The 24,008-nt window shown below is 70.9% G+C and carries 22 protein-coding genes; 7 read left to right on the top strand and 15 right to left on the bottom strand.

Going from position 1 to position 24,008, the window contains the following annotated elements; translation table 11 throughout:
• Window positions 1-120: 120 nt before the first annotated feature.
• The 4 genes from ahcY to E3T24_RS11170 all read right to left on the bottom strand — a co-directional run bounded on the left by ahcY (window position 121) and on the right by E3T24_RS11170 (window position 5,160).
• A complete protein-coding gene (gene ahcY, locus E3T24_RS11185; protein ID WP_134434624.1) occupies window positions 121-1,608 on the bottom strand; it encodes an adenosylhomocysteinase in 1,488 nt (495 codons plus the stop codon).
• A 159-nt stretch (window positions 1,609-1,767) separates the two neighbouring features.
• Window positions 1,768-3,252: an amino acid permease gene (locus E3T24_RS11180; RefSeq protein ID WP_134365115.1), complete on the bottom strand. Its 1,485-nt coding sequence runs from the start codon at window positions 3,250-3,252 to the stop codon at window positions 1,768-1,770.
• A gap of 175 nt (window positions 3,253-3,427) precedes the next feature.
• Window positions 3,428-4,930: a phosphomannomutase/phosphoglucomutase gene (manB, locus tag E3T24_RS11175; protein WP_134365114.1), complete on the bottom strand. Its 1,503-nt coding sequence runs from the start codon at window positions 4,928-4,930 to the stop codon at window positions 3,428-3,430.
• Window positions 4,927-5,160, bottom strand: a complete 234-nt coding sequence (locus tag E3T24_RS11170) for a DUF3499 family protein (protein WP_134365113.1) — start codon at window positions 5,158-5,160, stop codon at window positions 4,927-4,929. The genes manB and E3T24_RS11170 overlap by 4 nt, the downstream gene beginning before the upstream one ends.
• 44 nt (window positions 5,161-5,204) lie before the next feature.
• Between E3T24_RS11170 and E3T24_RS11165 the strand changes: the two genes are divergently transcribed.
• Together E3T24_RS11165 and E3T24_RS11160 are read left to right on the top strand one after the other, a co-directional pair.
• Window positions 5,205-5,657 carry a metallopeptidase family protein gene (locus tag E3T24_RS11165; protein WP_134365112.1) on the top strand — a complete coding sequence of 151 codons (453 nt, stop codon included), beginning with the start codon at window positions 5,205-5,207 and terminating at the stop codon, window positions 5,655-5,657.
• A 196-nt stretch (window positions 5,658-5,853) separates the two neighbouring features.
• A complete protein-coding gene (locus E3T24_RS11160) occupies window positions 5,854-6,534 on the top strand; it encodes a hypothetical protein (RefSeq protein ID WP_134365111.1) in 681 nt (226 codons plus the stop codon).
• A gap of 217 nt (window positions 6,535-6,751) precedes the next feature.
• Here E3T24_RS11160 and E3T24_RS11155 read toward each other — a convergent pair whose 3' ends face one another.
• Window positions 6,752-8,146 carry a glycosyltransferase family 87 protein gene (locus E3T24_RS11155; protein WP_134404936.1) on the bottom strand — a complete coding sequence of 465 codons (1,395 nt, stop codon included), beginning with the start codon at window positions 8,144-8,146 and terminating at the stop codon, window positions 6,752-6,754.
• A 119-nt stretch (window positions 8,147-8,265) separates the two neighbouring features.
• Here E3T24_RS11155 and E3T24_RS11150 point away from each other — a divergent pair, with 119 nt between their 5' ends.
• Window positions 8,266-9,540, top strand: coding sequence for a molybdopterin-dependent oxidoreductase (locus tag E3T24_RS11150; protein WP_241978692.1), 1,275 nt, complete (start codon window positions 8,266-8,268; stop codon window positions 9,538-9,540).
• Window positions 9,537-10,007: a hypothetical protein gene (locus E3T24_RS11145; RefSeq protein ID WP_134365108.1), complete on the top strand. Its 471-nt coding sequence runs from the start codon at window positions 9,537-9,539 to the stop codon at window positions 10,005-10,007. The genes E3T24_RS11150 and E3T24_RS11145 overlap by 4 nt, the downstream gene beginning before the upstream one ends.
• On the opposite strand, the gene E3T24_RS11140 is transcribed toward E3T24_RS11145, so the two are convergent.
• From E3T24_RS11140 to E3T24_RS11130, 3 genes are read right to left on the bottom strand one after another with little or no spacing between them, the layout of a single operon-like run.
• Window positions 9,956-10,660, bottom strand: a complete 705-nt coding sequence (locus tag E3T24_RS11140) for a class I SAM-dependent methyltransferase (RefSeq protein WP_134365107.1) — start codon at window positions 10,658-10,660, stop codon at window positions 9,956-9,958. The genes E3T24_RS11145 and E3T24_RS11140 overlap by 52 nt on opposite strands.
• A complete protein-coding gene (locus tag E3T24_RS11135; protein WP_134365106.1) occupies window positions 10,657-11,298 on the bottom strand; it encodes a DUF2064 domain-containing protein in 642 nt (213 codons plus the stop codon). Before E3T24_RS11135 ends, E3T24_RS11140 begins: the two co-directional genes overlap by 4 nt.
• The gene (locus E3T24_RS11130; protein ID WP_134365105.1) at window positions 11,295-11,963 is read right to left on the bottom strand and encodes a glycosyltransferase family 2 protein; all 669 of its coding nucleotides are present in this window, start codon (window positions 11,961-11,963) and stop codon (window positions 11,295-11,297) included. The genes E3T24_RS11135 and E3T24_RS11130 overlap by 4 nt, the downstream gene beginning before the upstream one ends.
• Window positions 11,964-12,083: 120 nt before the next feature.
• Between E3T24_RS11130 and E3T24_RS11125 the strand changes: the two genes are divergently transcribed.
• Window positions 12,084-12,833, top strand: coding sequence for a response regulator transcription factor (locus E3T24_RS11125; RefSeq protein WP_241978691.1), 750 nt, complete (start codon window positions 12,084-12,086; stop codon window positions 12,831-12,833).
• On the top strand, window positions 12,833-13,996 hold the full coding sequence (locus tag E3T24_RS11120) for a HAMP domain-containing sensor histidine kinase (RefSeq protein ID WP_134365104.1): 1,164 nt from the start codon (window positions 12,833-12,835) through the stop codon (window positions 13,994-13,996). The genes E3T24_RS11125 and E3T24_RS11120 overlap by 1 nt, the downstream gene beginning before the upstream one ends.
• 185 nt (window positions 13,997-14,181) lie before the next feature.
• Here the strand turns inward: E3T24_RS11120 and E3T24_RS11115 are convergent, their stop codons facing one another.
• The 7 genes from E3T24_RS11115 to E3T24_RS17370 all read right to left on the bottom strand — a co-directional run bounded on the left by E3T24_RS11115 (window position 14,182) and on the right by E3T24_RS17370 (window position 22,641).
• Window positions 14,182-15,246, bottom strand: a complete 1,065-nt coding sequence (locus tag E3T24_RS11115) for an NAD-dependent epimerase/dehydratase family protein (protein WP_134365770.1) — start codon at window positions 15,244-15,246, stop codon at window positions 14,182-14,184.
• A complete protein-coding gene (locus E3T24_RS11110; RefSeq protein ID WP_134410397.1) occupies window positions 15,243-16,256 on the bottom strand; it encodes an MTAP family purine nucleoside phosphorylase in 1,014 nt (337 codons plus the stop codon). The genes E3T24_RS11115 and E3T24_RS11110 overlap by 4 nt, the downstream gene beginning before the upstream one ends.
• Window positions 16,257-16,327: 71 nt before the next feature.
• Window positions 16,328-17,785, bottom strand: a complete 1,458-nt coding sequence (locus E3T24_RS11105; RefSeq protein ID WP_134410395.1) for a DUF5719 family protein — start codon at window positions 17,783-17,785, stop codon at window positions 16,328-16,330.
• On the bottom strand, window positions 17,775-20,918 hold the full coding sequence (locus E3T24_RS11100; RefSeq protein WP_134434623.1) for a glycosyltransferase: 3,144 nt from the start codon (window positions 20,916-20,918) through the stop codon (window positions 17,775-17,777). Before E3T24_RS11100 ends, E3T24_RS11105 begins: the two co-directional genes overlap by 11 nt.
• An 88-nt stretch (window positions 20,919-21,006) precedes the next feature.
• Window positions 21,007-21,327, bottom strand: coding sequence for a WhiB family transcriptional regulator (locus E3T24_RS11095; RefSeq protein ID WP_134365766.1), 321 nt, complete (start codon window positions 21,325-21,327; stop codon window positions 21,007-21,009).
• A gap of 143 nt (window positions 21,328-21,470) precedes the next feature.
• On the bottom strand, window positions 21,471-22,445 hold the full coding sequence (gene galE, locus E3T24_RS11090) for a UDP-glucose 4-epimerase GalE (RefSeq protein WP_134365765.1): 975 nt from the start codon (window positions 22,443-22,445) through the stop codon (window positions 21,471-21,473).
• A 49-nt stretch (window positions 22,446-22,494) separates the two neighbouring features.
• Window positions 22,495-22,641 carry a hypothetical protein gene (locus E3T24_RS17370; protein ID WP_160141052.1) on the bottom strand — a complete coding sequence of 49 codons (147 nt, stop codon included), beginning with the start codon at window positions 22,639-22,641 and terminating at the stop codon, window positions 22,495-22,497.
• A 172-nt stretch (window positions 22,642-22,813) separates the two neighbouring features.
• Between E3T24_RS17370 and E3T24_RS11085 the strand changes: the two genes are divergently transcribed.
• Complete coding sequence (locus tag E3T24_RS11085; RefSeq protein WP_134434622.1) at window positions 22,814-23,770, top strand: helix-turn-helix domain-containing protein; 957 nt, start codon at window positions 22,814-22,816, stop codon at window positions 23,768-23,770.
• Window positions 23,771-24,008 lie beyond the last annotated feature (238 nt).

Below are 24,008 nucleotides of genomic sequence, written 5' to 3'. Positions count from 1 at the left end.
CGGGAAGCTCTGCGGCTTTCCGCACCTGTGGGGTACGTTTGAATACATTACGGTCCCCCGGCGGGCCCGTCAAAACCAGTGCAACCCCGGGCGTGTCACGCCCCGCGGCCGGCGGCTTGATCAGTAGCGGTACTGGTCCACCTTGTAGGGTCCCTCGATCGGAACGCCGATATACGCGGACTGCTCCGGGGTAAGAACGGTGAGCTCCACGCCCAGGGCGTCGAGGTGCAGCCGAGCCACCTTTTCGTCGAGGTGCTTCGGCAGGACATACACGCCGACCGGGTACTTCTCCCGGTAGCAATGCAGCTCGATCTGGGCCAGGACCTGGTTGGTGAACGAATTGCTCATCACGAACGACGGATGCCCGGTGGCGTTGCCCAGGTTCATCAGTCGCCCCTCGGACAGCACGAGCACGCTGCGGCCGCTCGGCAGCCGCCATTCGTTGACCTGCGGCTTGATTTCGATCCGGACCGTACCGTCGAGGGACTCCAGCGCGGCCATGTCGATCTCATTGTCGAAGTGGCCGACGTTCGCGATGATCGCGAGGTGCTTCATCCGGAGCATGTGCTCGGTCGTGATGACGTTGAAGTTGCCGGTGCCGCTGACGAAGATGTCGATCTGCGGGGCGACGGATTCGATCCGGGCCACCTGGAAGCCGTCCATCGCGGCCTGCAGGGCGTTGATCGGGTCAATTTCGCTCACGATCACCCGCGCGCCCTGGCCGCGGAGGGCCTCGGCGGCTCCCTTGCCCACGTCGCCATAGCCGGCCACGAAGACCACCTTGCCGCCGATCAGCACATCGGTGGCGCGGTTGAGCCCGTCCGGCAGCGAGTGACGGATGCCGTACTTGTTGTCGAACTTCGACTTGGTGACCGAGTCGTTAACGTTGATCGCCGGGAACAGGAGCTGACCCGCGGCAGCGAGTTCGTAGAGCCGGTGCACTCCGGTGGTGGTCTCTTCGGTGACCCCGGTGAGGGCCTCGGCGATGCGGGTCCACCGGTCGGACGAGGTCTCGAGGGAGCGGCGCAGGGCGGCGAGGACGACCCCGTATTCGTGGCTGTCGGCATCCGTCGTAACCGGCACGACGCCGGCCAGTTCGAACTCGCGGCCCTTGTGCACCAGCATTGTGGCGTCACCACCGTCGTCGAGGATCAGGTTCGGCCCTGACCAGGCCTCTCCCGCGGCGGCGGCTTCGGCGCTCCAGTCGAAGATCTGCTCGGTGCACCACCAGTATTCCTCGAGCGATTCGCCCTTCCACGCGAACACGGGCACACCGGCCGGCGACTCCGGCGTGCCGGTTGGGCCCACCGCGATGGCGGCGGCCGCGTCGTCCTGGGTGGAGAAGATGTTGCAGCTGGCCCAGCGCACCTGTGCGCCGAGGGCCACGAGGGTCTCGATCAGGACGGCGGTCTGCACCGTCATGTGCAGCGACCCCGCAATGCGGGCTCCGGCGAGGGGCTGCGACTCCGCGAATTCGGCGCGCAGGGCCATCAGCCCCGGCATCTCGTTCTCGGCGAGACGCAGCTGGTGCCGCCCGGCCTCGGCGAGCGAGACGTCAGCGATCTTGAAGGCGGACACTGTGGACGATGAAGGCGACACGGCAGTCATGCCACCATCATGCCATTACCCGCCTGCGGAATGCCGCTGACCAATTCGACGGAGATTTTGCGCCCCGGAGGGCAAAAACCAGCAAAACAGGCTGATTTCGGCAGAATCTCCGTCGAATTCGTTCGGGCGGGCGGGGAGTGCAGGACGGGTGGGCGGGGGCTAGACCGGCTGGGCGACCTCGTCGCGCTCCGGAGCGCCGGCCGGGTCGGCGGCGGGGAGCTTGGAGGCGGGTGCGCCGGTGTGCGGCTTGCCCTTGTCCGCGCGGTACTTCCACAGGCCGATGCCGACCACGACGGCCGCCAGGGCCAGGCTCATCAGGAGTTCCATCCGGGTGCGTTCCAGAATCGCCATTCCCACCAGGAGGGCGACGATGCTGCCGATCGCGAACCAGGTGAGGTAGGGGAATGCCCACATCTTCAGGGACAGGCGGCTGGCCGCCTCCGCCCCCATGCGTCGGCGCAGGACGAGCTGCGAGACCGCGATGACGAGCCAGACCAGCAGTGCGATGGCGCCGGAGGTGTTCACCAGGTAGAGGAAGACGGTATCGGGGGCGAGGTAGTTGAGGCCCACCGTGATGAACCCGACGAGGGTCGAAGCCAGCACCGCGCCGCGCGGCACGCCGCTGACGGACACGCGCGACCACGACTTGGGCGCGTCGCCGCGGGCGGAAAGCGAGAAGATCATGCGGCTGGCGGTGTAGAGGCCCGAGTTGAGGCAGGACAGAACGCTGGTCAGCACGATGATGTCCATGATCGTTCCGGCCCCGGGGATTCCGTAGAGCTCGATCACGGCGACGTAGGGGCTCTTGGCGACGGAGGCGCTGTCCCACGGGATGAGGGTCACGACGACCGCGATGGAGCCGATGTAGAAGACGAGGATGCGCCAGACCGTCGACTTCACGGCCTTCTTGACGGCGTCAACGGGGTTCTCGGACTCGCCGGCGGCGATCGTGGCGATTTCGGCTCCGAAGAACGAGAACACGACCACGAGCACTCCGCCGAGGACGGCGCCGCTACCGCTGGGGAAGAACCCGCCGCGGCCGGTGAGGTTGCTCAGTCCGGGCGCCTCCACCCCGGGCATCAGGCCGACGATGGCGACGACGCCGAGCACGAGGAAGACGGCGATGGCCGCCACCTTGATCGAGGCGAACCAGAACTCGAATTCGCCGAACATCTTGACCGAGGCCACGTTGGTGAGGGTGAGCAGGACCATCAGCAGCAGAGCCCAGACCCACTGGTCGATTTCCGGGACCCACCGGTGCACGATCGCGGCTCCGGCCGTGGCCTCGATGCCGAGCACGATGATCCAGAACCAGGCGTAGAGCCAGCCGATGCTGAGCCCGGCCCAGCGACCGAGGGCCTTGTCGGCGTAGCTGGAGAAGGATCCGGTCTCGGGGTGGGCTGCGGCCATCTCGCCGAGCATCCGCATCACCAGGATCACGACGAAGCCGGCGGCGGCGTAGGCCACCAGGATGCCCGGTCCCGCCTGCTGGATCGCGGCGCCGGAGCCCACGAACAGCCCCGCTCCGATCACCCCCGCGATCGCGATCATCGACAGGTGGCGCGGCTTGAGGGTGTGCTTGAGCTCCCCCGCGCCGCCCGCCGTTTTCGTGGTGGTGCGGTCAGTCTTCGGCGAAACGTCCATGTGACTCCAAGATCCTTGTATTCGTTCCCCGCGCAGCGCGGGGACGGGCGGGCATCCGTGAGGATGCGCCCGGGCAAACGTATGTCAGGTGCCGGCAGCCCCCAAACGACACGCGCAGCCCGAAACGCAGTCGTAACCTGAGCGGGGGTCAAGCCGCGAAATCACCGGCCGGGAATCACTCGCCGCGGATGAGGGCCAGGACCTCGTCGCGCACGCGGATCATCGCCGCTGGGGTGGCCGCCTCGACGGTGAGGCGCAGTAGCGGCTCGGTCTGGGACGGGCGCACGTTGAACCACCAGAACGGCTCGTCGGCGCTGGTCATGCCGGTGACGGTGAGGCCGTCGAGTTCGTCGAATTCGGCCACGCCCGTGTAGGCCTCGACGATGCCGGCGTAGGCGTCCGGCAGGTCCTCGACCGGGCTGCTGATCTCGCCCGACCGGGCGTACGGCGAGAATTCAACCGCGAGCTCCGACAACGGATGCGCCTGGCCCCCGAGTTCGGCCAGCAGGTTCAGGGCCGCGAGCAGACCACTGCCGGAATCGCAGAATTCGCGGAAATAGTAGTCGGCCGCATGGCCGCAGCCGAAGACGGCGCCGTCGTCGCGCATCCGTGCCCGGAGCAGTGCGGGAGCGGACTCGGTGCGCACCGGAATCGCCCCGGCCGCCTCGATCGTCTCCGGCACGCGGAGGGAGACGATGAGGCTGTGCGCAACCAGGATGTCGGGCGCGGTGTCGGGCGCGGCCACCGGACCGGGACGACGTGCGCGCTCCCGGGCGATTGCGCGGCGGGCCAGCAGCGCTCCGATCGCGGAGGGATCCACCAGCACACCGTTCTCTTCGATCACGACGCAGCGTCCCGCGTCGGAGTCGAAACCGAGGCCGAGGTCGGCCGCGTTGGCGACCACGGCGTTCCGCAGGTCGACCAGGCTGCCCGGATCGAACGGGTCGATCTCCTGCGGCCGACCCTCGGCGTCGGCGCCGGCGTCGAAGGACAGCGGGATGACGGTGATCGGCAGCGGAGTTGTCCCGGCTGCCGGGCTGGAGCCCGGGCCGGAGTCGGTGCCGAAGACCGCGGGGATCGTGACGGCGGCCGCCCCGTGGCCGGCGTCGACCACGACCGTGAGGGGGCGGATGCCGGCGAGGTCGACCAGGGCGAGCAGGGTCGCCGCGTAGTCCGGGAGCAGATCCACCTCGCGGAGGCTGGCGGGCGAAGCCACCGGCGCCAGCCCCTCCGCCAGGTAGTGGGCCGCGCGGTCCAGGACGGCGTCGAGCCCGGTGTGGACTGTGAGGTCCTCGGCGCCCGCGCGGAGGAAGCCCAGGCCGACCGCGCCGTCCGGGCCGGGACCGGCGGCGATCATGATGGCGGGGGTGGCCAGACGGCCCGAAGCGAAGCGGGCCAGGTCGGTCGGGCAGGCTCCGAGATCGACGATCGTGGCGCCGCGGGCCTGAACGCCACGGACCACGGCCGCGGCTAGTTCGGCCGGAAGGCCGGCCCGGTCGTGACCGAGCAGGACCTCACCGGCGCCCGCCTCGCCGGCGTCCATCTCATCGACGAACGCGGCGGCGACGGCTGCGACCAGGTCCGCCGCCAGCAGCTCCCCCGTCTCGTCGCGCAGGCCGTCTGGCCGGGCGACGGCATCGAGGCGGGCGCGGGCATCGTCGATCCTGTGAGTGGTCATTCCGCACAACCTAGCGCGGCAGCGTCATCCGTTGCTCGGCTGAGCCGGATCATCTGCCAGCCCTGCGGGGCGGAGGTGAGCCGGGCGTGACGGACGCACAGGTCGAAACTGTGCGGTTCACGGCGGAGGGACAGCGGGCCGAGAACGGCCATGGAGTCGGCGTAATCGAAGGTGAGGGTCGCGGCGGACTCGTCCGGGCAGGCGACACGGGAACAGGGCCGGAATGACATTGCCCTCAGGCTACCCGTTCATCCAGCGGAACTAGGATGACTATATGTCCCGTCCTCGTCGTTCGGCCGCGCAGACGCCGGCACCCGTGCAGCGCGGCCGCGGCCGCGACCGGCACGGCCGCGGCATCCGCAGCTCTGCCACCGGCCCGTACCTGCCGCCGCTGCAGACCCGGATCGACACCTTCGACATGACCGTCGCCTCGACCGTCGACTACCTGCGTTCGGTCTGGCCGGACGAACTGGCCGATGCCCGGTTCGAGGTCGCAGCCGGACCCGCGACGGTGATTCCGGGGGTCGGCGTCGAGCGCTGGGCCGTGTTCCCCCAGGAACGCCGCATCGTTCTCTACCGGTTGCCGATCCAGCGCCTCAGCCGCCTGCACCGCAACGACGACCTGCACCGGCGGATGGTGATCGAGAGCTGCGTGTTCCGCGCAATCGCCGAGCTGCTCGGCAAGGATCCGTGGGACCTGGCGCCCGACCGGTTCCGCCACTTCTAGACGCGGCCCCGCCGCGCATCAGCACGCGCAAGTCCGCACGCGGCCGAGGTTGTCCTCGGCCGCGTTTTCTGTGCGCCCGGCCGGATCGGGGCCGCCTCGAATGAATTTCAGATTGAACCAAACCGTTTCATGGGTGGGGCCGAACCAATGTCAACACCAAGACAGCGACACCCACCCAGACACGAAGGATCACATCATGCGTTCATTCACCAAGGCCACTCTCGGCCTCGCCACTGCCGGTCTTCTCATCGCCGGGCTCGCCGCCTGCTCGAGCAGCGCCGACGCCAAGACCCCGAAGTCGTCGACGGAGTCGTCCTCTTCCGCCGAGGCCGCGCCGAAGGCCCTCGCCTCCATCCCCGCCCTGACCGGTGTCGACACGGCCGTCCTCCTCGACGCCGACTTCGCGGCAGCCCTGACCAGCCTGGGCCTCACCCCCGGCACCGTGGGAACCGCGACGTTGACCGACGGCAGCCTGCACTTCCCGATCACCGGTGGGAACGTGGACTACTACGACCCCGAAGAAAGCTACCGCCCGTTCGTTCAGGGCTCGATCGAGCACGAGGGTTCCGGCTTCTCGCTGACCGGCGGCGACACGGTGGTCGAGCTCACCAACTTCACGATCGACCCCGGCACCAGCAAGCTGTTCGGTGACGTGAGCGTCAACGGTGCTTCGGCCGCCACCCAGGTGTTGCTGTTCAACCTCTACGGCGGCACCCTCAAGCCGCTCCAGATGGACGGCGACAACGCCATCCTCGAGGGCACCACCGTGCACATCTCCGCTGAGGCGGCCGGCCTGCTGAACGACACGTTCAAGACGGATGCCGTCGCCGACCAGCTCCTGGTCGGGATCGCGAAGATCACGGTCGCGACCAAGTAGCCGCCGGCACACACCGGCATCATCCGGACGGGCCCGCCGCGCATCTGCGCTGCGGGCCCCTTCTTTGTGTGCCTGATGGGAGTCGGTGGCGCTGAATCCGCACTCACTCACCGCGTCGCGGCGCACCTTGTGGGAGCGGGCGCAGGTTCTACCGTGCGCCGGCTGCCACAACCTGCGCCACGAACCACTGACCGGCTCGCGGGAGGTGTGGACCGGCTCAAGCAACGGGTCGGGGCGGACGAGTGACCGGGCGGATCCGGCGTTGGAACACCACGGGACCGGCCCGGTACATCGTTATGGCCACGATCAGCACGACGGCCGCCGCGAGGGCGACCCGCGTCACCGGCAGCGACGGCACCAGCAGCCGCAGCGTGAGGGCCAGCGGAACGGCGAACCACTCCCAGCGACCGCTGAGGGCGATGAACGGCACGAGGAGCAGGGCGTACCAGGAGTACCGCGGAGACAGGATCAGCAGCGCGCTGCCGATCATGACCAGCTGACCCAGCCAGGGCCGGTCCGGATCGGTTTTCCAGATCACCAACACCGCGATCACGGCCAGCACCGCGCCCGCGACGATGATGGCGGAGCCGCCGGGGGCCACCAGAGAGATCAGGGCGAAGCGGGTTCCGTCTTCGTAGCCTTCCTCGGAGAGGTAGCCGGGCAGGTAGCCGAGCACGCCGATGCCGGTGGTGAGCACGTACGGCACGTAGAGCAGCAGGAAGGTGAGCATGGCGGCCACGGTGACCTTCCAGCCCTGGCGCCGGAGCATGGCGGGCGCCGCGAGCACGGGGATCAGCTTGGTCGCGATCGCCGCGCCGAGGGCGATCCCGCCGCCCCAGTAGCGCCGGGTGGACACCAGGAACGCCGCGGCGAGTGTGAAGACCACCCCGAGCATGTCCACGTGGGAGTTCGTGATCGCCTCCGTGGCCACGAGCGGGCACCAGGCCCAGAGCGCGGCGTGACGCTGGTCGATGCCGCGGCGGCGCATCCCGGCCAGCAGCATCCCGGTCGTGCCGACGCTGAGCAGCAGCCCCGTCAGTTGCAACGGCCAGTACTGGGCGTCCGGGCCGGTGAGCGCACGCACGCCGGCGAAGTAGATCTCGGCGGCCGGCGGGTAGATCGTGGGCACGCCGGTGCGGTTCAGCGCCGAGCAGAGGATGTCGCCGGACGGCGTCTTGTGCGCGGTCTGGATGCGTTCGCCCACGCACACGGGCGTGCCGGCGTCGGTCGTTTCCGCCGCCGGGAACAGCCAGCCGGGGCGCAACGGGTCGAGCCGGTCGTCGGCCGGCGTGTAGGCATACGGTGAGACGCCCGCGGTGGCGACTACGCCGTCCCAGGCGTAGCGCGCCGAGTCGGTGCTCGTATTGGGCGGGCCGATCATGGCCGCGGCCCCGATCACGGCCGAGCCGGCCAGGATTAGCACGACCACGGCCCGGCCCCGCACCCCGCGCAGGAGCAGCACGGCGAGCGCGAACAGCAGCCACAGCCCGGCGGTGCAGATCACGAGAGGAACCGTGTCGCGACCGGGCGTGAACAGGTCGTACGCGAGCACGCTGAAGCCGGTCAGGGCCGCGCTGGCGGCCAGGATCACGGAGATGACAATGATGCGCACCCTGCAATCCTGCCGGAGTCGGGCGCAGGCATCCCACCGGCCGGCTGCGCGTCACCGGACCGTAAGGATTGCGCCGCCTCTCCGGGCGCCGCGGATGATGCAATGGAACCATGAGGCGAATGATGTACGAGGCACAGCGCGCGCTGGCGACCCCGTCGCGCAATCCACGGATGGCGGTCGTGATCGGCCGGCTGCTCGGCGTCGCCTTCATCGTCTGTTTCGGCACCGGCGTGTACAGCCACTTCCTGCAGGAACCACTCCCGTGGATGAGGTTCCCGACCCGACCCGCGCTGCTCTACCAGTTCAGCCAGGGCACCCACATCGTGGCCGGCATCGCCTGCTTCCCGCTGCTGCTCGCCAAGCTCTACATCGTCTTCCCCGAGCTGTTCGCGTCCCCGCCGGTGAAATCGTTCCTGCACCTGCTCGAGCGAGCGTCGATCGCCCTGTTCGTGGGCGCCTCCCTGGTGCAGATCACGATCGGCCTGCTCAACACCTACCAGTGGTACCCATGGCCCTTCCCGTTCCGTGAGGTGCACTACGCCCTCGGCTGGGTGCTGGTGGGGCTGCTGGTGCTGCACATCGGCATCAAGCTGCCGATCATCACCCGGTTCTGGAGCGCCCGGCACGAGGCAGAGCGCGAGGCGACGGATGCGGCAGGCGCCACGGAGGCGCCCGGCGCGGCCGACGCCGAGGCGGCCCGACTCGAGGCCGTCCGGCTCTGGGGCAGCCGCCGGCCGTCCGGGGTGACGGGGCGCCTGCTGGCCTGGATCGACGCCACGCCCGCGGCCCCGACCTCCGTGAGCCGCCGGGGCTTCCTGACCGCCGTGGGAATCGCCGGCGCCGCCGTCGTGGGGCTGACCGCGGGCCAGACGTTCGCGCCGCTGGACGCGCTGAACGTGTTCGGGCCGCGCAAGAAGGGCGTCGGCCAGCAGGGCGTCCCGGTGAACCGCACCGCCCAGAAGGCCGGGGTGACCGCGTCGGCCACCGCCGCCGGCTGGGCGCTCACCCTCGCTGCCGGCGGGGTGGAACGCAGCTTCAGCCGGGCCGAGCTCGAGGCCATGCCGCAGACCGAGGTGGAACTGCCGATCGCCTGCGTCGAAGGCTGGAGCCAGCTGGCGGTGTGGCGCGGCGTGCGCCTGCGGGACCTGGCCGACCTGGTCGACGCCGACCCGGACGCATCCTTTCGCCTGACCAGCCTCGAACAACGCGGCAGCTTCCGCCGCACCCAGATGGGACCGGAATACGTGCGGGACCCGCTGACCCTGGTGGCGCTCGAGCTGAACGGCGAGACGCTCGACCTGCAGCACGGCTACCCGGCGCGGATGATCGCCCCGGGCCGGCCCGGGGTGCTGCAAACCAAATGGCTGAGCCGGATCGAGGCGATCACCGCATGAACACCGAAATCAAGCGGATGCGCGTGGCCCGCACCGTGCTGATCCTGATCGGCACGGCGGGCCTGGTCTTCGGCCTCTACGTGCTGTTCGACACCGTGCGGATCACCCGCCTGCCCGGGGTCGCGCTCTGGATCGGCGCGGCGATCGTGCTGCACGACGCCGTCCTGGCGCCCGTCGTCTTCTTCCTCGGCCTGCTGCTGCGCCGCGCGGGACACCGGGCCACGGGAACGATCCTGGTTCTCGTGCAGGGCGCCATCGTGGTCGGTTCGATCATGACGCTGATCGTGGTGCCCGCGATCGTCGCCCAGGGCCTCAGCCCGAACAACCCGAGCATTCTTCCGCTCGACTACGGCCGAAACCTGGCCCTGTTCTGGGCGGCCCTCGCCCTGGTCACGACGGTGTGGGCCGGCCTGCTCTACGCGCGCAGCAGGCGGGCGAACCAGCGGCCGTCCAGCCGCCAGTCCTGAGCGACGACAAGGCCGGCCGCCCCGGCGCGGTCCCGGAGGGCGTGGATGCCGATCTCCGCCCAGGGGAACACGGCACTCCGGCCGCCCGCGGAATCCTCGATCATGCCGAGGTAGCTCTCGTCCCTGGCCGCGTCGTGGCTCAGCTCGACCAGCAGCGCGCCGCCCGGCGCGAGCAACTCGGCGCACCGCGTGAGCAGAGCGGATGCGTCGCCGCCGATTCCGATATTGCCGTCCACGAGCAGGGCCGCGGCCCAGGCGCCCTCCCGCGGCATGGGGTCGAAGACGCTGCCCTGCAGCACGGTGAGGCCGGCGTCTGCGGCCATCCGCACCGCCGTCGCCGAGACGTCGATGCCGAGGGCGGGCAGGCCGCGCCCCATGGCGGCCCGCACCATCCGGCCCGGACCGCAGCCGATGTCGAGAACCGGGCCGGTGACTCCGTCGAGCAGGCGCTGGTCGGTGTCGTCGGCGTCGGCGCTCCACCGTCCGGCGTCGATTGGCGAAGCCTCGGACGCGCTGCCCGGGCGGGCCCGGCGCAGGTAGAGCACGTTGTCATTGTTGCGCAGCGCGGCGGCATAGGGCTCGGCTCCGCCGGCCCCGAAGGTGGACGGCGGGGCCGCCCACTCCTCGTCGAGTCGTGCGGCCAGGAGCGTCATCGGAGGCCGTCCTTCGTGCTGGCGGCCATCATGGCGTTCAGGGCTGCGGCGAACCGGCCGGTCGGCGCGATCTCCGCAACCGAGCGGGCGTCGTCGATGGTGTCCACGTCGGTGAGTGTCGGCAGCAGGCTGACGCGGAGCCCGGCATCCGTCAGCCGTGTCAGCTGGAGCGCGCCGGTGTCGCCCCGGGACATCGGCACGCCGCGGATCAGGTCGCCGCTCGGGTCGTTCAGGGCGAGGGTCCAGAAGCCGCCGTCGTTGGCGAAGCCGAACCAGGCGTCCACGTCGTCGGTCCAGTCGGTGAAGACGGGTTCGAGCAGGGAAGAGGTGAGCTGCGGGGTGTCCATGCCGACCAGGACGGTGGGCCCCTCGCAGGCATCGAACACGGCGGCGAGCCGCACGTCGAGGGTTCCCTGCGACTGCGGCAAGATCTCATACCCGGCCGCCGCGGCCGGCGGGATCACACCGTCGAAGGCCAGGATGCGCCGGGTCGCGGGCAGGGTGGCGAGCGCCGCGAGGGTGTCGTCGAGGCTGGCCGCGGCCAGCACGGCGGCCTGCTCGAGACTGAGCGGCGGGTGCAGGCGGGTCTTCACGCGGCCCGGCAGGCATTCCTTGGCGATCACGACGATGGTCGTCATCGGCGCGTCTCCCGGAGGAGGGCCGACATGTCGTTGATCGCGGTCAGGGTGCCGCGCACGGTGCCGGTCACCTTGCTGCGGCCGACCCGCGGGGAATAGGTGGTGTCGACTTCAAGGATGCGCCAGTTGGCCTCCGCCGCCTTCAGGAACATCTCCAGCGGGTAGCCGCTGCGGCGGTCCCGGAGGTCGAGGTTCAGCACGGATTCGCGGCGCGCGGCCCGCATCGGGCCCAGGTCATGGATGTTCACCCCTGTTATTCGGCGCAGACGCCAGGACAGACTGGAATTGGCGAGGCGCGCGTGCAGCGGCCACGATTTCGCGGTCACCGGCCGGCGCCGCCCGAGCACCAGGTCGGCGGTGCCGGCTCGCACCGGGTCCACCACCAGGGGCAGTTCGGCGGGGTCCATCGAGGCGTCGGCGTCGCAGAACGCGATCATCGGCGCGGTGGCGGCGAGCAGGCCCGCGTGCGCGGCCGCCCCGAAGCCGCGGCGGGTTTCGTGCACCACCTGCGCGCCGGCCGCCGCGGCGATCTCGGCCGAACCGTCGGTCGACCCGTTGTCGACGACGATGGCCCGGTATCCCTCCGGCAGGCGCGAGAGCACCCAGGGCAGGGCGGCGGCTTCGTTCAGGCACGGCAACACGAGGTCCGTGTGGATCACAGTCATGCATCGACACTAGGGCGGCGGCCTCGGCCGAAACGCCCGAAGAGATTACGGAGTGAGGAACAAACGGCACCGAAGGCACCGGCCCGGCACGCCCGGCGCCGCCCGCCCTATCCTGAAGTCGTGCCTTCCTCCCTGCCCCCCGGCGATTCGCGCTCGATCGCACCGACCCCACGCCGCATCCTCGTCGTCGACGACGACCCGACGGTCTCCGAGATCGTCTGCCGCTACCTGCGAGCGGCCGGGTACCTGGTCGAGGAGGCGGCGGACGGGCTGGCCGCACTGGAGACCGCCGAGCGACTGCGGCCCGATCTGGTCGTGCTCGACCGGATGCTGCCGCTCGTCGACGGCATCGAGGTGTGCCGCCGCATCCGTTCGGACTGGGAGATCCCGGTGATCATGCTCACCGCCCTCAACCAGGAGGAGGACCGCATCGACGGCCTGGAGGCCGGCGCCGACGACTACCTGACCAAGCCGTTCTCCCCCCGCGAGCTCGTGCTGCGGGTGCAGTCGGTTCTGCGGCGCAGCGTCTCCGCGATCGTGCCGGCCGGCCTGGTCGTGGTGGGCGACTTCAGCCTCGACGCCCTCGCCCACGAGGTGCGGTTGCGCGGCGAGCCGCTGGTGCTGACCTCCCGGGAATTCGACCTGCTGGCCTACCTGATCGGGCGCCCGCACCAGGTGCTCAGCCGCGAGGACCTGCTCCGCTCGGTCTGGGGCTGGGAGTTCGGCGACCTGTCCACGGTCACCGTTCACGTGCGCCGGCTGCGCGAGAAGATCGAGGCCGACCCGGCCGCGCCGCGGCTGCTGAACACGGTCTGGGGGGTCGGCTACCGGTTCGACCCGGTTCCCCTGGCCCTGACGGGACGGTCCTGATGACACCGGACGTGCTCCTGGCCGTCTCCCTGTTCGCGCTGGCCTGCGCGGTCGTCGTGGGCGCGGGCGGCCTGCTCTCCCTGCGGCTGCTGGCCCGGTCCTCGCTCGTGCTGCAGCTCATGGTTGTCGCCCTGGCCACGGTGGTGTCGGTGGTCGGCGGGATGGCGGTGGTCGCCTCCCAGATGTACGTGTCCCGGCACGACCTCACCGTGTTCTACTCCGTGGCCGGAGTCGCCGGGCTCGTGTCGCTGATGATGGCCGCGGTACTCGGACGCCAGCTGGCCCGGGACAGCCGCACCCTCCGCTCGGCCGCGGCGAGTATCGGACGCGGGGAACGCATCGCCTCTACCGACCGGCAGAGCAACACCGAGTTCACGGCGCTGGCCGGGGAGCTGGCCGCGACCGGGGAACGCCTGGCCGAATCCCGGGCCCGCGAGAACCGGGTGGAGGAGTCACGGCGGGAACTGATCGCCTGGATCTCGCACGATCTGCGGACGCCGCTCGCGGGCATCCGTGCCATGGCCGAGGCTCTCGAAGACGGGATGGCCGAGGACCCGGAGCGGTACTACACGCAGATGCGCGGGCAGGTGGACCGGCTCACCGGCATGGTCGACGACCTGTTCGAACTCTCCAAGATCCACTCCGGAACCCTGCGCCTCCGCCTGGAACCGGTGTCGCTCTACGACCTGATCAGCGACACGGTCGCCGGCCTGTGGCCGATCGCGCAGGCCAAGTCCCTGGATCTGCGCTTCGCCGGCGAGATGGGGCTGACCATCCTCGCCGACCCGCGCGAATTGTCCCGGGTGGTCGGAAACCTGGTGATGAACGCCATCCAGCATTCCCCGCCTGGCAGCCCGATCGTGGTCTCGGTCACGGAGAGCACCGCCGACCGCGCGCTGATCTCGGTGACGGATGCCGCGGGCGGCATCCCGGAGCAGGACCTGGGCCGGGTGTTCGAGGCCGGCTGGCGGGCCAGCGGTCCGCGCACCCCGGCGGCCGAGCCCCTCGGCTCCGGCGGCGCGGGCCTCGGCCTGGCCATCGTTCAGGGGATCGTGCAGGCCCACCGGGGCGAGGTTCGGGTGCACAACGTGGCGAATGGATGCCGGTTCGAGGTGCTGTTGCCGCAGCATCCGGTCGCGGCGGCTGGCCGGGCGGCGCACTGAGCCCGGTTGCCCGTCGCTTCGCGGCGGGTGGGCGACGGCGGCGGGTGTCCGGGGCTGCTGGCCGGTGTCCGTCCCTGACGAATTCGACGGAGATTCTGCCCGGATCCGCCCCGGATACGCCATAAGAGCCGTTTTACAGCAATATCTCCGTCGAATTGGTTCGGCCCGGGGCGGGGGCCGGGGGGCTACCGGGTGACGGCGGCGCGCAGCGGCGCGGTCGCGAACGCGCGCATGCCGTCCTCGAACGAGACGGACGGCGCCCAGTCGAGTTCGCGGCGGAGCCGTTCGGAGGACGCCGTGATGTGCCGCACGTCGCCGAGCCGGAATTGCCCGGTGACGACGGGAGCGAGGCCCTCGGTGGCCCGGCTGAGGGCCGCCGCCATCTCGCCGATCGTGTGCACGACGCCGCTGCCGACGTTGAACGGACGGAACGTGGACGGCTCCGCGCATTCGGTCCAGTCGAGAGCGGCGAGGTTAGCGGACGCGACGTCGGCCACGTGCACGAAGTCGCGGCGCTGGCCGCCGTCCTCGAACACGCGCGGGGCCTCGCCGCGTTCCAGGGCCGAGCGGAACAGCGACGCCACGCCCGCGTAGGGGGTGTTCTGCGGCATCCCCGGTCCGTAGACGTTGTGGTAGCGGAGGGCCACGGCCCGGCCGCCGGTGGAGCGGGCCCACGCCGACGCCAGATATTCCTGTCCCAGCTTGGTGCTCGCGTAGACGTTGCGCGGGTCGAGCGGGTCCTCCTCGGAGACGAGCACCGGTTCGAGCCGTTCGCCCGTGGCCTGGTCGACCGGGTCGAACACGCCCCGGAGCAGGTCGGCCTCACGGCGCGGCCCGGGGCGGGTGAAGCCCCCGGCGCCCCGGTAGCTGCCCTCGCCATAGACCACCATCGAGGAGGCCAGGACGAGCCGGTCGATCCCGGCCGAGGTCATCCCCGCGAGCAGAACGGCCGTGCCGACCTCGTTGCTGTGCACGTAGTCCGGGGCGTCGGCGAAGTCCACACCGAGGCCGACCTTGGCGGCCTGGTGACAGACGACATCCGTGTCGCGCAGGGCGAGGGCGACGACGGATGCGTCGGTCACGTCGCCGACGATCACGTCGACCTGGGCGGGCAGCACCGGGAGGCCCCCGTGCACATCGCTGCGGAGGGAATCGAGCACCCGCACCTGCCAGCCCCGGTCGAGGGCGGCCTGCACGATCGCGCCGCCGATGAAGCCGGCGCCGCCCGTGACGAGCAGTCGCCCGGTCATTCGGCGACTCCGGCCGGGACGGCGGAGACCGGGACGGCGGAGACCGGGACGGCGGAGACGGGGACGACGGGGACGACGGCGTCAGGGACGACGGGGACGGACGCGTCGGTGCTGGCCGGGAGGTCGGCGGCCGAACCGGGCCGGCGATCGAGCACGGCGCGCACGTGCTCCGGGGCGATCAGTTCCCGCGGCGCGAATTCTTGCGGCAGGGCGCGCAGGATTCCGTCGATCGCGGCCAGGATGCGCGGCTGGGCGGCCCGGAGACGCGTGAAGACCAGGCCAGCGGACACGGCATCGGGGTCGGCCGCGCCCGGCTCATCGGCGGCGGGGGCCAGCCCGGCGTCGGCGTCGGTGACGAACGAGAGGTTCACCATGCCGATATTGAGCTCGGCGGCCAGCACGACCTCCGGGTACTGCGTCATGTTGACGGTGTGGGCGCCCGCGGCGCGGAACCACAGCGACTCCGCCCGGGTCGAGAACCGGGGTCCCTGGATCACGACGACGGTGCCGGTGGGCGCGAAGTCCTCGTCCTGGGCCGTGAGCGCGGCGATGGCGAAGCGCCGCAGTTCGGGGTCGAACGGGTCGGCCGCGGCCAGGTGCGCGACCGTGCCCCGGTCGTAGAACGTGTCGGCGCGCCCGGTGGTGCGGTCGATGAACTGGTCGGTCACGACCAGCAGCCCCGGCGGGTACTCGGGGCTGACGCCGCCGACCGCCGAGGAGGAGATGATGGCCGTGACGCCCAGCGAGGCCAGCGCCCAGATGTTGGCCCGGTAGTTGATCAGGTGCGGCGCCACGCTGTGGTCGCCGCCGTGACGCGGCAGGAACGCGACGCGACGCCCGGCTCGCTCGCCGATGGTGATCGACGACGAGGTGGGGCCGTAGGGCGTGTCGATATCGACGGACACCACCGTGCCGGCGTCGAAGAGCCGGTAGAGGCCCGATCCGCCGATGACTGCGACGCGCACCTCGTCGACGGAAGGTGGGCGGGAAGGGGTGGACGACTCGGTCACGGATGTCTCCAGGGGTTCACGAACACGTCGGTTCGGTTTGCCGGTGCCGGGCAGGGGCCGCCGGATAGTGGCTAGTGCGAATAGACGCGGATCGGTGCGGCCAGGGGTCCGGCCTGACTCAGCGGGAAGGATGCCATCAGGCCGTCCCCCGCGTAGGTCACCGACGCCACCGTCGAGGAGCCGCCGGAGACCACGTAACTCCCGCCGGCGGTGAGAGGCAGGGTCGCCGTGCGACCCTCCGCGACGTCGACCGTTGCCGGCTCGCCCGAGCGGGGGCTGACCGTGTAGGTGGCGGCAGAGCCGCCGGTGTTCACGAGCACGAGAGTCGGGACCGGACCGGAGGCGACGGAGACCAGGAACTCCTCGTCGAGGGTGTCGGAGGCCGTGAACCACGCGAAGTCGCGGCCCGCGGCACCGGCGGACGAGCTCTGGGCGGCGGCCACGATCGGCTGGTCGGACACCAGGGCGGCCGAGTACATGCCGGGGGCTAGCCCGGTCAACGGCACCTCGGTGGTGAGGCCGGGCTGCACCTCGATCTGAACCGAGGTTCCGGGCGCCGAACCGTCGGCGCTCGTGACCCCGACCTCGACCGTGGCCGGCAGATCGCCCGGGACGAGGACGCGCACCGACGGGACGCCGTCGGCGAGGCCGCCGGCCTCGGTGGGCGCGGCCTCGGGAGCCTCGGCGGTGATCAGCAGGCCGGCGATGGTCTGGGTGCGTCCGGGGCCGGACGAGGCGCCGAACACGTCGACGCCTCCCGGTGCGATGCCGCGCACGATGCTCTGCTGGAGGTTGGCCGTGACCTGCCCGCCCCGCGACTGCACGTGCACCACCGGTGACCGGAGGTTCGGGGCCAGTCCGGCCAGGGAGACGATCCGCTGCGAGCCGGCCTGAACGAGGATGCCGGTCGAGCCGGGGGCATCCACCTGGCCGGTCTCGCCGAACACGGTCAGGTCCACCGTGGCCGTGACCGTGGTGGGGTTGCTCAGCAGCACGAGGCTGGTGCGGCCGATGTCGGTGGAGCCGCCGACCAGCCAGCTGTCGCTGGCCGCCTCGGAGCACGCGGCGATGGCGAGGCCGCCGAGCGTCTCGCTCGCCACGGTCTCGGACTGGCTGCCGGACACCAGCGGCGCCGCGTCCACGCCCGCCTCGACCGGGACGCGCAGGAGCAGGGGCGCGCCGTCGATGTCGCCCTTCGCGTTGTCGGGGGCGGTGAGAGGCGAAACCTCCGGGTCGGTCCAGCCCGCGCCGGACGCGACCGACCGGGTGGCATAGACGGCCTCGGCGCTGCCGACGGAGCTGGCGGCCTGGGCCTGGGTCGAGTCCTCCGCGAGCGTGAGGAGCGGGCCGGGGCACACCCGCTGCTGCTCGCTCGGCGTCGGCGACACGAGAACGGAGGGCGGGGCCTTTTCGAGGGTCGGCCAGGGCACGACGGCCGCCGCACCGACGCCCGCGACGACGATGACAAGGCCGACGGCGCCCACGAGCGCGCGCGCACCGAACAGGGCGATTCCGCGTTTACTGAGCAATGTGCTCCTCCTCCTGGAGGGTCGCCGTCTCGGTGGTGCCGGGGTGGCCCGTTGTGTCGGCGGTGTTGACGGTGTCGGCGGTGTTGACTGTGTCGGCGGTGTTGACTGTGTCGGCGGTGTTGACTGCGTCGCCGGCGTCGGGCGCGGCGGACCCGGATGCCGCGGCATCCGTCGGAGCGGTCGGAGTCACCGTCCCGGCCGTGCGGGGAGTGGATTTCCGCCTCCCCGGGGTTCGGGCGGTGCGCTTCTTCTCCTTGGCCTTCTGCTTGGCCCTGGCCCTCGCCGTTTCGCGGATCGCGTCCCGGCTGGCCTGCCGCACGGCCTCCGGGCCGGCGCCCGTGGGGATGGACAGCAGCACGGTGGCGCCGATGACCACGGCGGCCACGAGCAGGGAGATGACGCCGAGCGGGCCGCCGGGGTGAGACGGGATCGTGCCGTTCGGACCGGCGCCGACGACGGTCTCGTCCCGCCAGAGCCGGCCGAATGCGGTGTCCCCCACCGGCGACAGCGCCGCGTTGCCGTCGAGCGCAGTCATCGTGCGGCCGGCGGTCTCGGCCGCGGCCGGGGTGACCGGGGCCTCGGAACCGGGACCGGCGGGCGTGACGGCGGCCGGGCGGAGCAGCACGAAACGGATGCCGAAGTCCGCCAGGCCCGCCGCGGTGTCCAGGCCGCTGCGTGAGGCGAGGTTTCCGGCCAGGTCGGCGAGTTCCCTTTCCTTGCCGCTGAGCGTTCGATCGGTGCTGCTGAGGGTGGACTGGGCGTTGAGGGTCGTGCCGGGACCTCGGACGATGGTCGCCAGGATGCCGCCATCGGGCTGCGGCACGATCTGCAGGGTGCCGACGCGGGCATCCGTCTGGGCCTCGGCGCTGACGAATGCGGGCTGGGTGCGGTCGATGCCCTCGCGCACGACGCTGGTGCCGAGCGGCAGGGCCGCGACCAGCGGCGCCACCACGATGATCAGGGCGACGACCGCGGTGACGGCCGGCGCGACGGCGAACCGGCGCAGTCCGCGGAGCGCGAAGACGACGGCGCCGACCAGTCCCAGCCAGTAAAGGCTGAGGCCGGCTCCGGGCCAGATGCTCGGGGTCTGGGCGCCGATCGAGGACAGCTGGAGGCTGCCGGCGGCGACCGCCGTGGCCAGCCCGAGCAGCGCGGCCAGGAGGGAGAAGGCGGCGCCGCGCGCGCCGTGCAGGAAGAGGGAGAGGCCGCCGAGGACGGCGAGCGGGATCAGCAGGACGGGCACCAGGACGGAGGCGTGCACGCCGGGCAGGCCGAGCATTTCGAGCAGCGGAGCCCAGCCACCGAGTTCACCGGACGGGAAGCCGAGGAGCAACTGCCAGCCGGGAACGCTCGGGCCCGGCACGGGCACGCCCGGGTCGGCCAGCAGGGCCAGCCAGGTGCCACGAAGTCCCTGGTCCAGGATCAGCGGTGCCGCGAGGGCCAACGCCGGCAACGGGATGCCGATGAAGCGCATCACGCTGCGGCCGCTGACCAGCACGGTGATCAGCCAGGCGGCCAGGAGCGCCGGTGTCAGCGACGGCGCGCAGGCCACGATCGCCGCGAACAGGAGGGCGGCCGAGCCGGCGGCCGACCAGGAGCGGGCCGCCGCGAAGCCCGCGAAGAACAGCCACGGCAGAAGCAGGTGCACCAGGATCGCGGCCGGGCGGCCGGCGGCGATGGCGCTGAGGAAGGTGGGCGCGAGAATCCAGAGCACGGCGGCGACGGCGCGCAGGGACGCGCGCTCGGTGAGGCGGCTCGCAGCGAGCCAGGCGCCGAGCGCGGCCAGGGGCAGGGCGAGGAAGTAGAGGAGCACCAGGGAGAAGGAAGGTGCCCAGAAAGTGAGCGAGCCCAGCACGGCCAGAACCGCGGCGAACGGGTCGGCGGCACCGACGAAACCCAGCCCGATGTCCCGCCAGCCGTAGCCGACGCTGCCCCAGAGCTCGGCCAGGGAGTCCGACAGGGGCAGCAGCCCGCCGCCGGTGAGGGTGCGGGCGCCCAGGAGCGGCGCCAGGAGCACCACCCCGGCGATCGCGGCCGCGAGCACGGTCCAGGCGCCGCCGCCGGAGAGGAATCGGATGTCCGGACGGTCTCCGCGCACGCCGGTCACACTGGCTTCGCGCTTGAGCGCGTGGCGACGGCGCACTTCGGCCGAGGAGACGCGCAGGGACGCGATCGATCCCCAGCCCAGCTTGCGGGTGGCGGCGAACCGGCGGCGCGCCGCGCTGACGCGGATCCCGCTGAAGGCCGCCGCGAACGCAGCCGAGAACTCGCCCAGGATCGCCCCGGGTTCCTTGCGCAGCAGCTGCCCGATCGACCGGAGCAGCGCCAGGGGAACCAGTGCCAGCCAGTGGACCGGGATCGTCCACGCCGGGGCGTAGACGAGGCGGCGGTGGAGCTGGGCGGCCCGCATCGCGCGCAGCCGCTTGCGGCGGGCACGCCCACGGGAGGACCCGCTCGTGCCGGCGACGCCGTCTCCGGCCGTGGCGATCCGGGCCGACGCGACGCCGGAGACCCGGTAGCCGGCCATGCGAACGCGCACGCAGAAATCGAGGGCGTCGTCCGCGGAGGGCAGGGCGGGGTCGAAGCCGCCCAGCTGATCCCAGACGGTGTGGCGCACCAGCATGCCGCCGGCGCTGACCGCGAGCACGTCGCCCATGCCGTCGTGCTGGCCCTGGTCGAGCTCGCTCTCTACCAGTGTCACGGTGGAGCCGCCGGGGGTCATCGATTGACCGAAGTTGTGGATGTAGTCGCCGGCGTGCCAGTCCATGACCTTCGGTCCGGCGACGGCGACGGATGGTGCGATCTCCAGTTCCCCGAGCAGCGCGGCCAGCGCACCGGGCTCCGGGGCGCTGTCCTGGGCGAGCAGCCAGAGCATCTCGCCGTCGGACGTCGGCGGCGGAAGGATCCGCGCGGCCGTCGCAATGGCCTGCCCGAAGGTGAGGTCCGCGCCCGCGGAGATGATGTGGGTCGGCCCGAAGGCGGCCAGCAGGTCGGCCGTCTTGTCGGAGGACCCGCAGTCGACCGTGATCACCACGTCCGGTTGGCGCGTCTGGCGACTCAGCGCCTCGAGTGTTCTCTCGAGGTGTTTCGCGCCGTTCCGGGCGACAAGGATGGCCGTGACTCTCGCATGCATATCGACCCCAGCCTAGGTCGGATCGGGCCCGGTGAGGCTCAATTGCGAAGGCGAGCCCGAAATCCGTCGCCCCGGATGCGGTCTCGGGTCAGCTCGCGCGCTTGCGCAACTTGCGGCGCTCGCGCTCGGACAGGCCGCCCCAGATGCCGAATCGCTCGTCGTTGGCGAGCGCGTACTGCAGGCACTGGGTTCTCACCTCGCACGAGGAACAGATCTTCTTCGCATCGCGCGTCGACCCGCCCTTTTCCGGGAAGAAGGCCTCCGGGTCGGTCTGCGCGCAGAGCGAATCCGACTGCCACGACAGCGGATCGCCGTCGCTGTTTTCCGTGCGAACCCCGGGAACACCCAAACGGACAGGATCGATGAACCAATCCTCGGGTACCCCGGAACGAGAATCTGATAGCGCCATATCGTCTCCCACCCCACTGCAAAATGTGCCCAAAATTACGCTAAGCCCTAATTACAGCCGTGTAATTCCCTGCCGTCAAGTCGCAGATAGTAAACCCTCAATATTTGCTGGAGGGTTTCGACTCGCCCAAGAGCGAAAATCGATCAGGATTGCGGGGCGGATGCGGCCTGCCGGGACCGCCAGGCGCTCTGCACCATGTCCTCGAGGGTGTGCCGCATCATCCACTGCAGGTCGCGTGCCGCCAATGCGCCGGAGGCGACGATGCGATCGGGGTCGCCCTGCCGGCGCGGCCCGATCACCGGGGCGAAGTCGATCCCGGTCACCGCGGCCACGGTGGTCATGATCTGGCCGACCGAGACGCCGTCGCCGCTGCCGAGGTTGTAGACGGGCAGCACGGGCTCCCCCGCGTCCAGGCGCCGGGCCGCGGCCACATGCGAGACGGCCAGGTCGGCCACGTGGATGTAGTCCCGCACGCAGGTGCCGTCGGGGGTGGCATAGTCGTCGCCGTTGATGCTCGGGGTGCGGCCGTCCATCAGGGCGTCGAAGACCAGGGGGAACAAGTTGTGCGGGCTGGTGTCGCGCAGTTCGAGCGCGCCGGAGCCGACCACGTTGAAGTAGCGCAGCGCCGTGTAGCGCAGACCCGCCGCGACGGCCTGGTCGCGCAGCAGCCACTCGCCGATCAGCTTGGACTCGCCGTAGGGCGACTCGGGGCTCTTCGGGGTGTCCTCGGTGACCAGGTCGGCGTGCGGGGTGCCGTAGACGGCCGCGCTGGAGGAGAATACCATCCGCGGGACGTCGGATTCCTGCATCGCCGAGAGTAGGACGGCCATGGCCGTGACGTTCTGTTCGTAGGTGTGCAGCGGGCGCTGCACGGAGACTCCGGCGTACTTGAAGCCCGCGACGTGCACGACTCCGGTCACGGAGTGTTCGGCGAAGGTGCGCATCAGCAGATCCCGGTCGAGGAGGGTGCCCTGCACGAACGGGACCGAGGCCGGCACGAACTCGACGTGCCCGCTGGAGAGGTCATCGATGACGACGACCTCGATGCCCTCTTTCAGGAAAGCCCGCACAATGTGGGAGCCGATATAGCCGGCGCCGCCGGTGACAAGCCACGCCATCTGAACCTCACAGGATCGGGCGGCAATCGCGCATTGCCGCGCCTTAACCCTAGCGCGAGCGCGGCAGATCCTCCGGGTGGATGTTGCGCCCGGCCAGCTCCTTGCGGCCGTAGCCGTCGGCGCCCAGGCTGTGCAGAGTCGCCAGCACGGCCCACAGCATGAGGGCGCCGAGTACCAGCAGAATGATGATGGTCATGGCAGAAACTCTAGGTATTGCGACTTTCTGCTGCGAGTGGCACGATTGCCAGAAATCGACACATTCCTGCCAAAAGGGGCAGTGGCTGCGGGCGCCGGCCTTGCCGGCGGGTGTGGCTGCGGGTGTGGCTGCGGGCTGCGGCCTTGGATCGGCCAGACAGAGAGGGCTTCGCATGCTTCACAAGGTGGTCTGCGTCACCCTGCCGGGCCTCGGGCCGTTCGAGTTCGGCCTGATCTGTGAGGTCTTCGGCATGGACCGAAGCGAGCACGGCGGGCCGTCGTTCGACTTCCACGTCACGGCGGCGGAGCCGGGTCCCATCCGCACGAAGCTGGGCTTCGACATCATCGTCACCGAGGACCTGTCCGCCGCCGGGGACGCCGACCTGATCGCGATCCCCGCCTACGAAGCGGGCGAGGCGATCCACCCCGAGATCCTGCGGGTAGTCCGCGAGGCCGAGGCCCGTGGCGCCTGGGTGCTCAGTGTGTGCAGCGGGGCGTTCGTGTTGGCCGCCGCGGGCATCCTGAATGGTCGCCGCAGCACGACTCACTGGATGTACACGGATGCGCTGGCGCGCGCCTGCCCTCTCACCGAGGTCGACCCGGATGTTCTGTTCGTCGAAGACCGCCGGGTGGTGACGGGCGCCGGGACCGCGGCCGGCATCGACGCCGCCCTGCACATCGTGCGGAAGGAACTCGGCGCCTCGGCGGCGAACGTGATCGCCCGGCGGATGGTGGTGCCGCCGCAACGCGACGGCGGGCAGTCGCAGTTCATCCAGGAGCCGGTGGCCGAGTTCCGCAGCGACTCCTTCGCGGCTGTGACCGACTGGATGCTGCGAAACCTCGACCAGGAGTTCACGGTCGACCATCTCGCCCGGCGGTCGCTGATGTCGCCGCGCACCTTCGCGCGGCGGTTCCGGGCGGATCTCGGCACGACGCCCACGGCGTGGCTGAACCGGCAGCGGCTGCTCCGCGCCCAGCAACTGCTCGAGGAAACCGGGTTGAGCCTGGCGGAGATCGCGGCGTCCACGGGGTTCGGTGCGGCGGCCGTGATGCGCCACCACTTCCTCAAGGTGCTGCAGACCACGCCGACGGCTTACCGGCGCACCTTCGGCAGCCACCGGGCCGGCTGACGGCCACGGCGGGTCCGCTGCCGGGGCAGCCTCCGCCTGTCTCCCCGGCGCCCGAACGAATTCGACGGAGATTCTGCTCTAAAAAGCCCAAAACACAGGTTTTCGGTCCAGCATCCGGAAAATCTCCGTCGAATTGGTTCGCCGGCGTGCGGCAGGCACAGGTTCCGCGGCTGTGCGGGCGAGCGGGGCCAGCGTGCGGGCAGGGCCAGCGGGCGGGCGGGGCCAGCGGGCGGGCGGG

Origin of the sequence: Cryobacterium sp. TmT2-59, from assembly GCF_004403545.1 — a bacterium.
In the GTDB taxonomy this organism is placed as follows: Bacteria; Actinomycetota; Actinomycetes; order Actinomycetales; family Microbacteriaceae; genus Cryobacterium; species Cryobacterium shii.
Note: the sequence above shows the minus strand (reverse complement) of the source record. Positions and strands in the feature narration are given on the sequence as shown.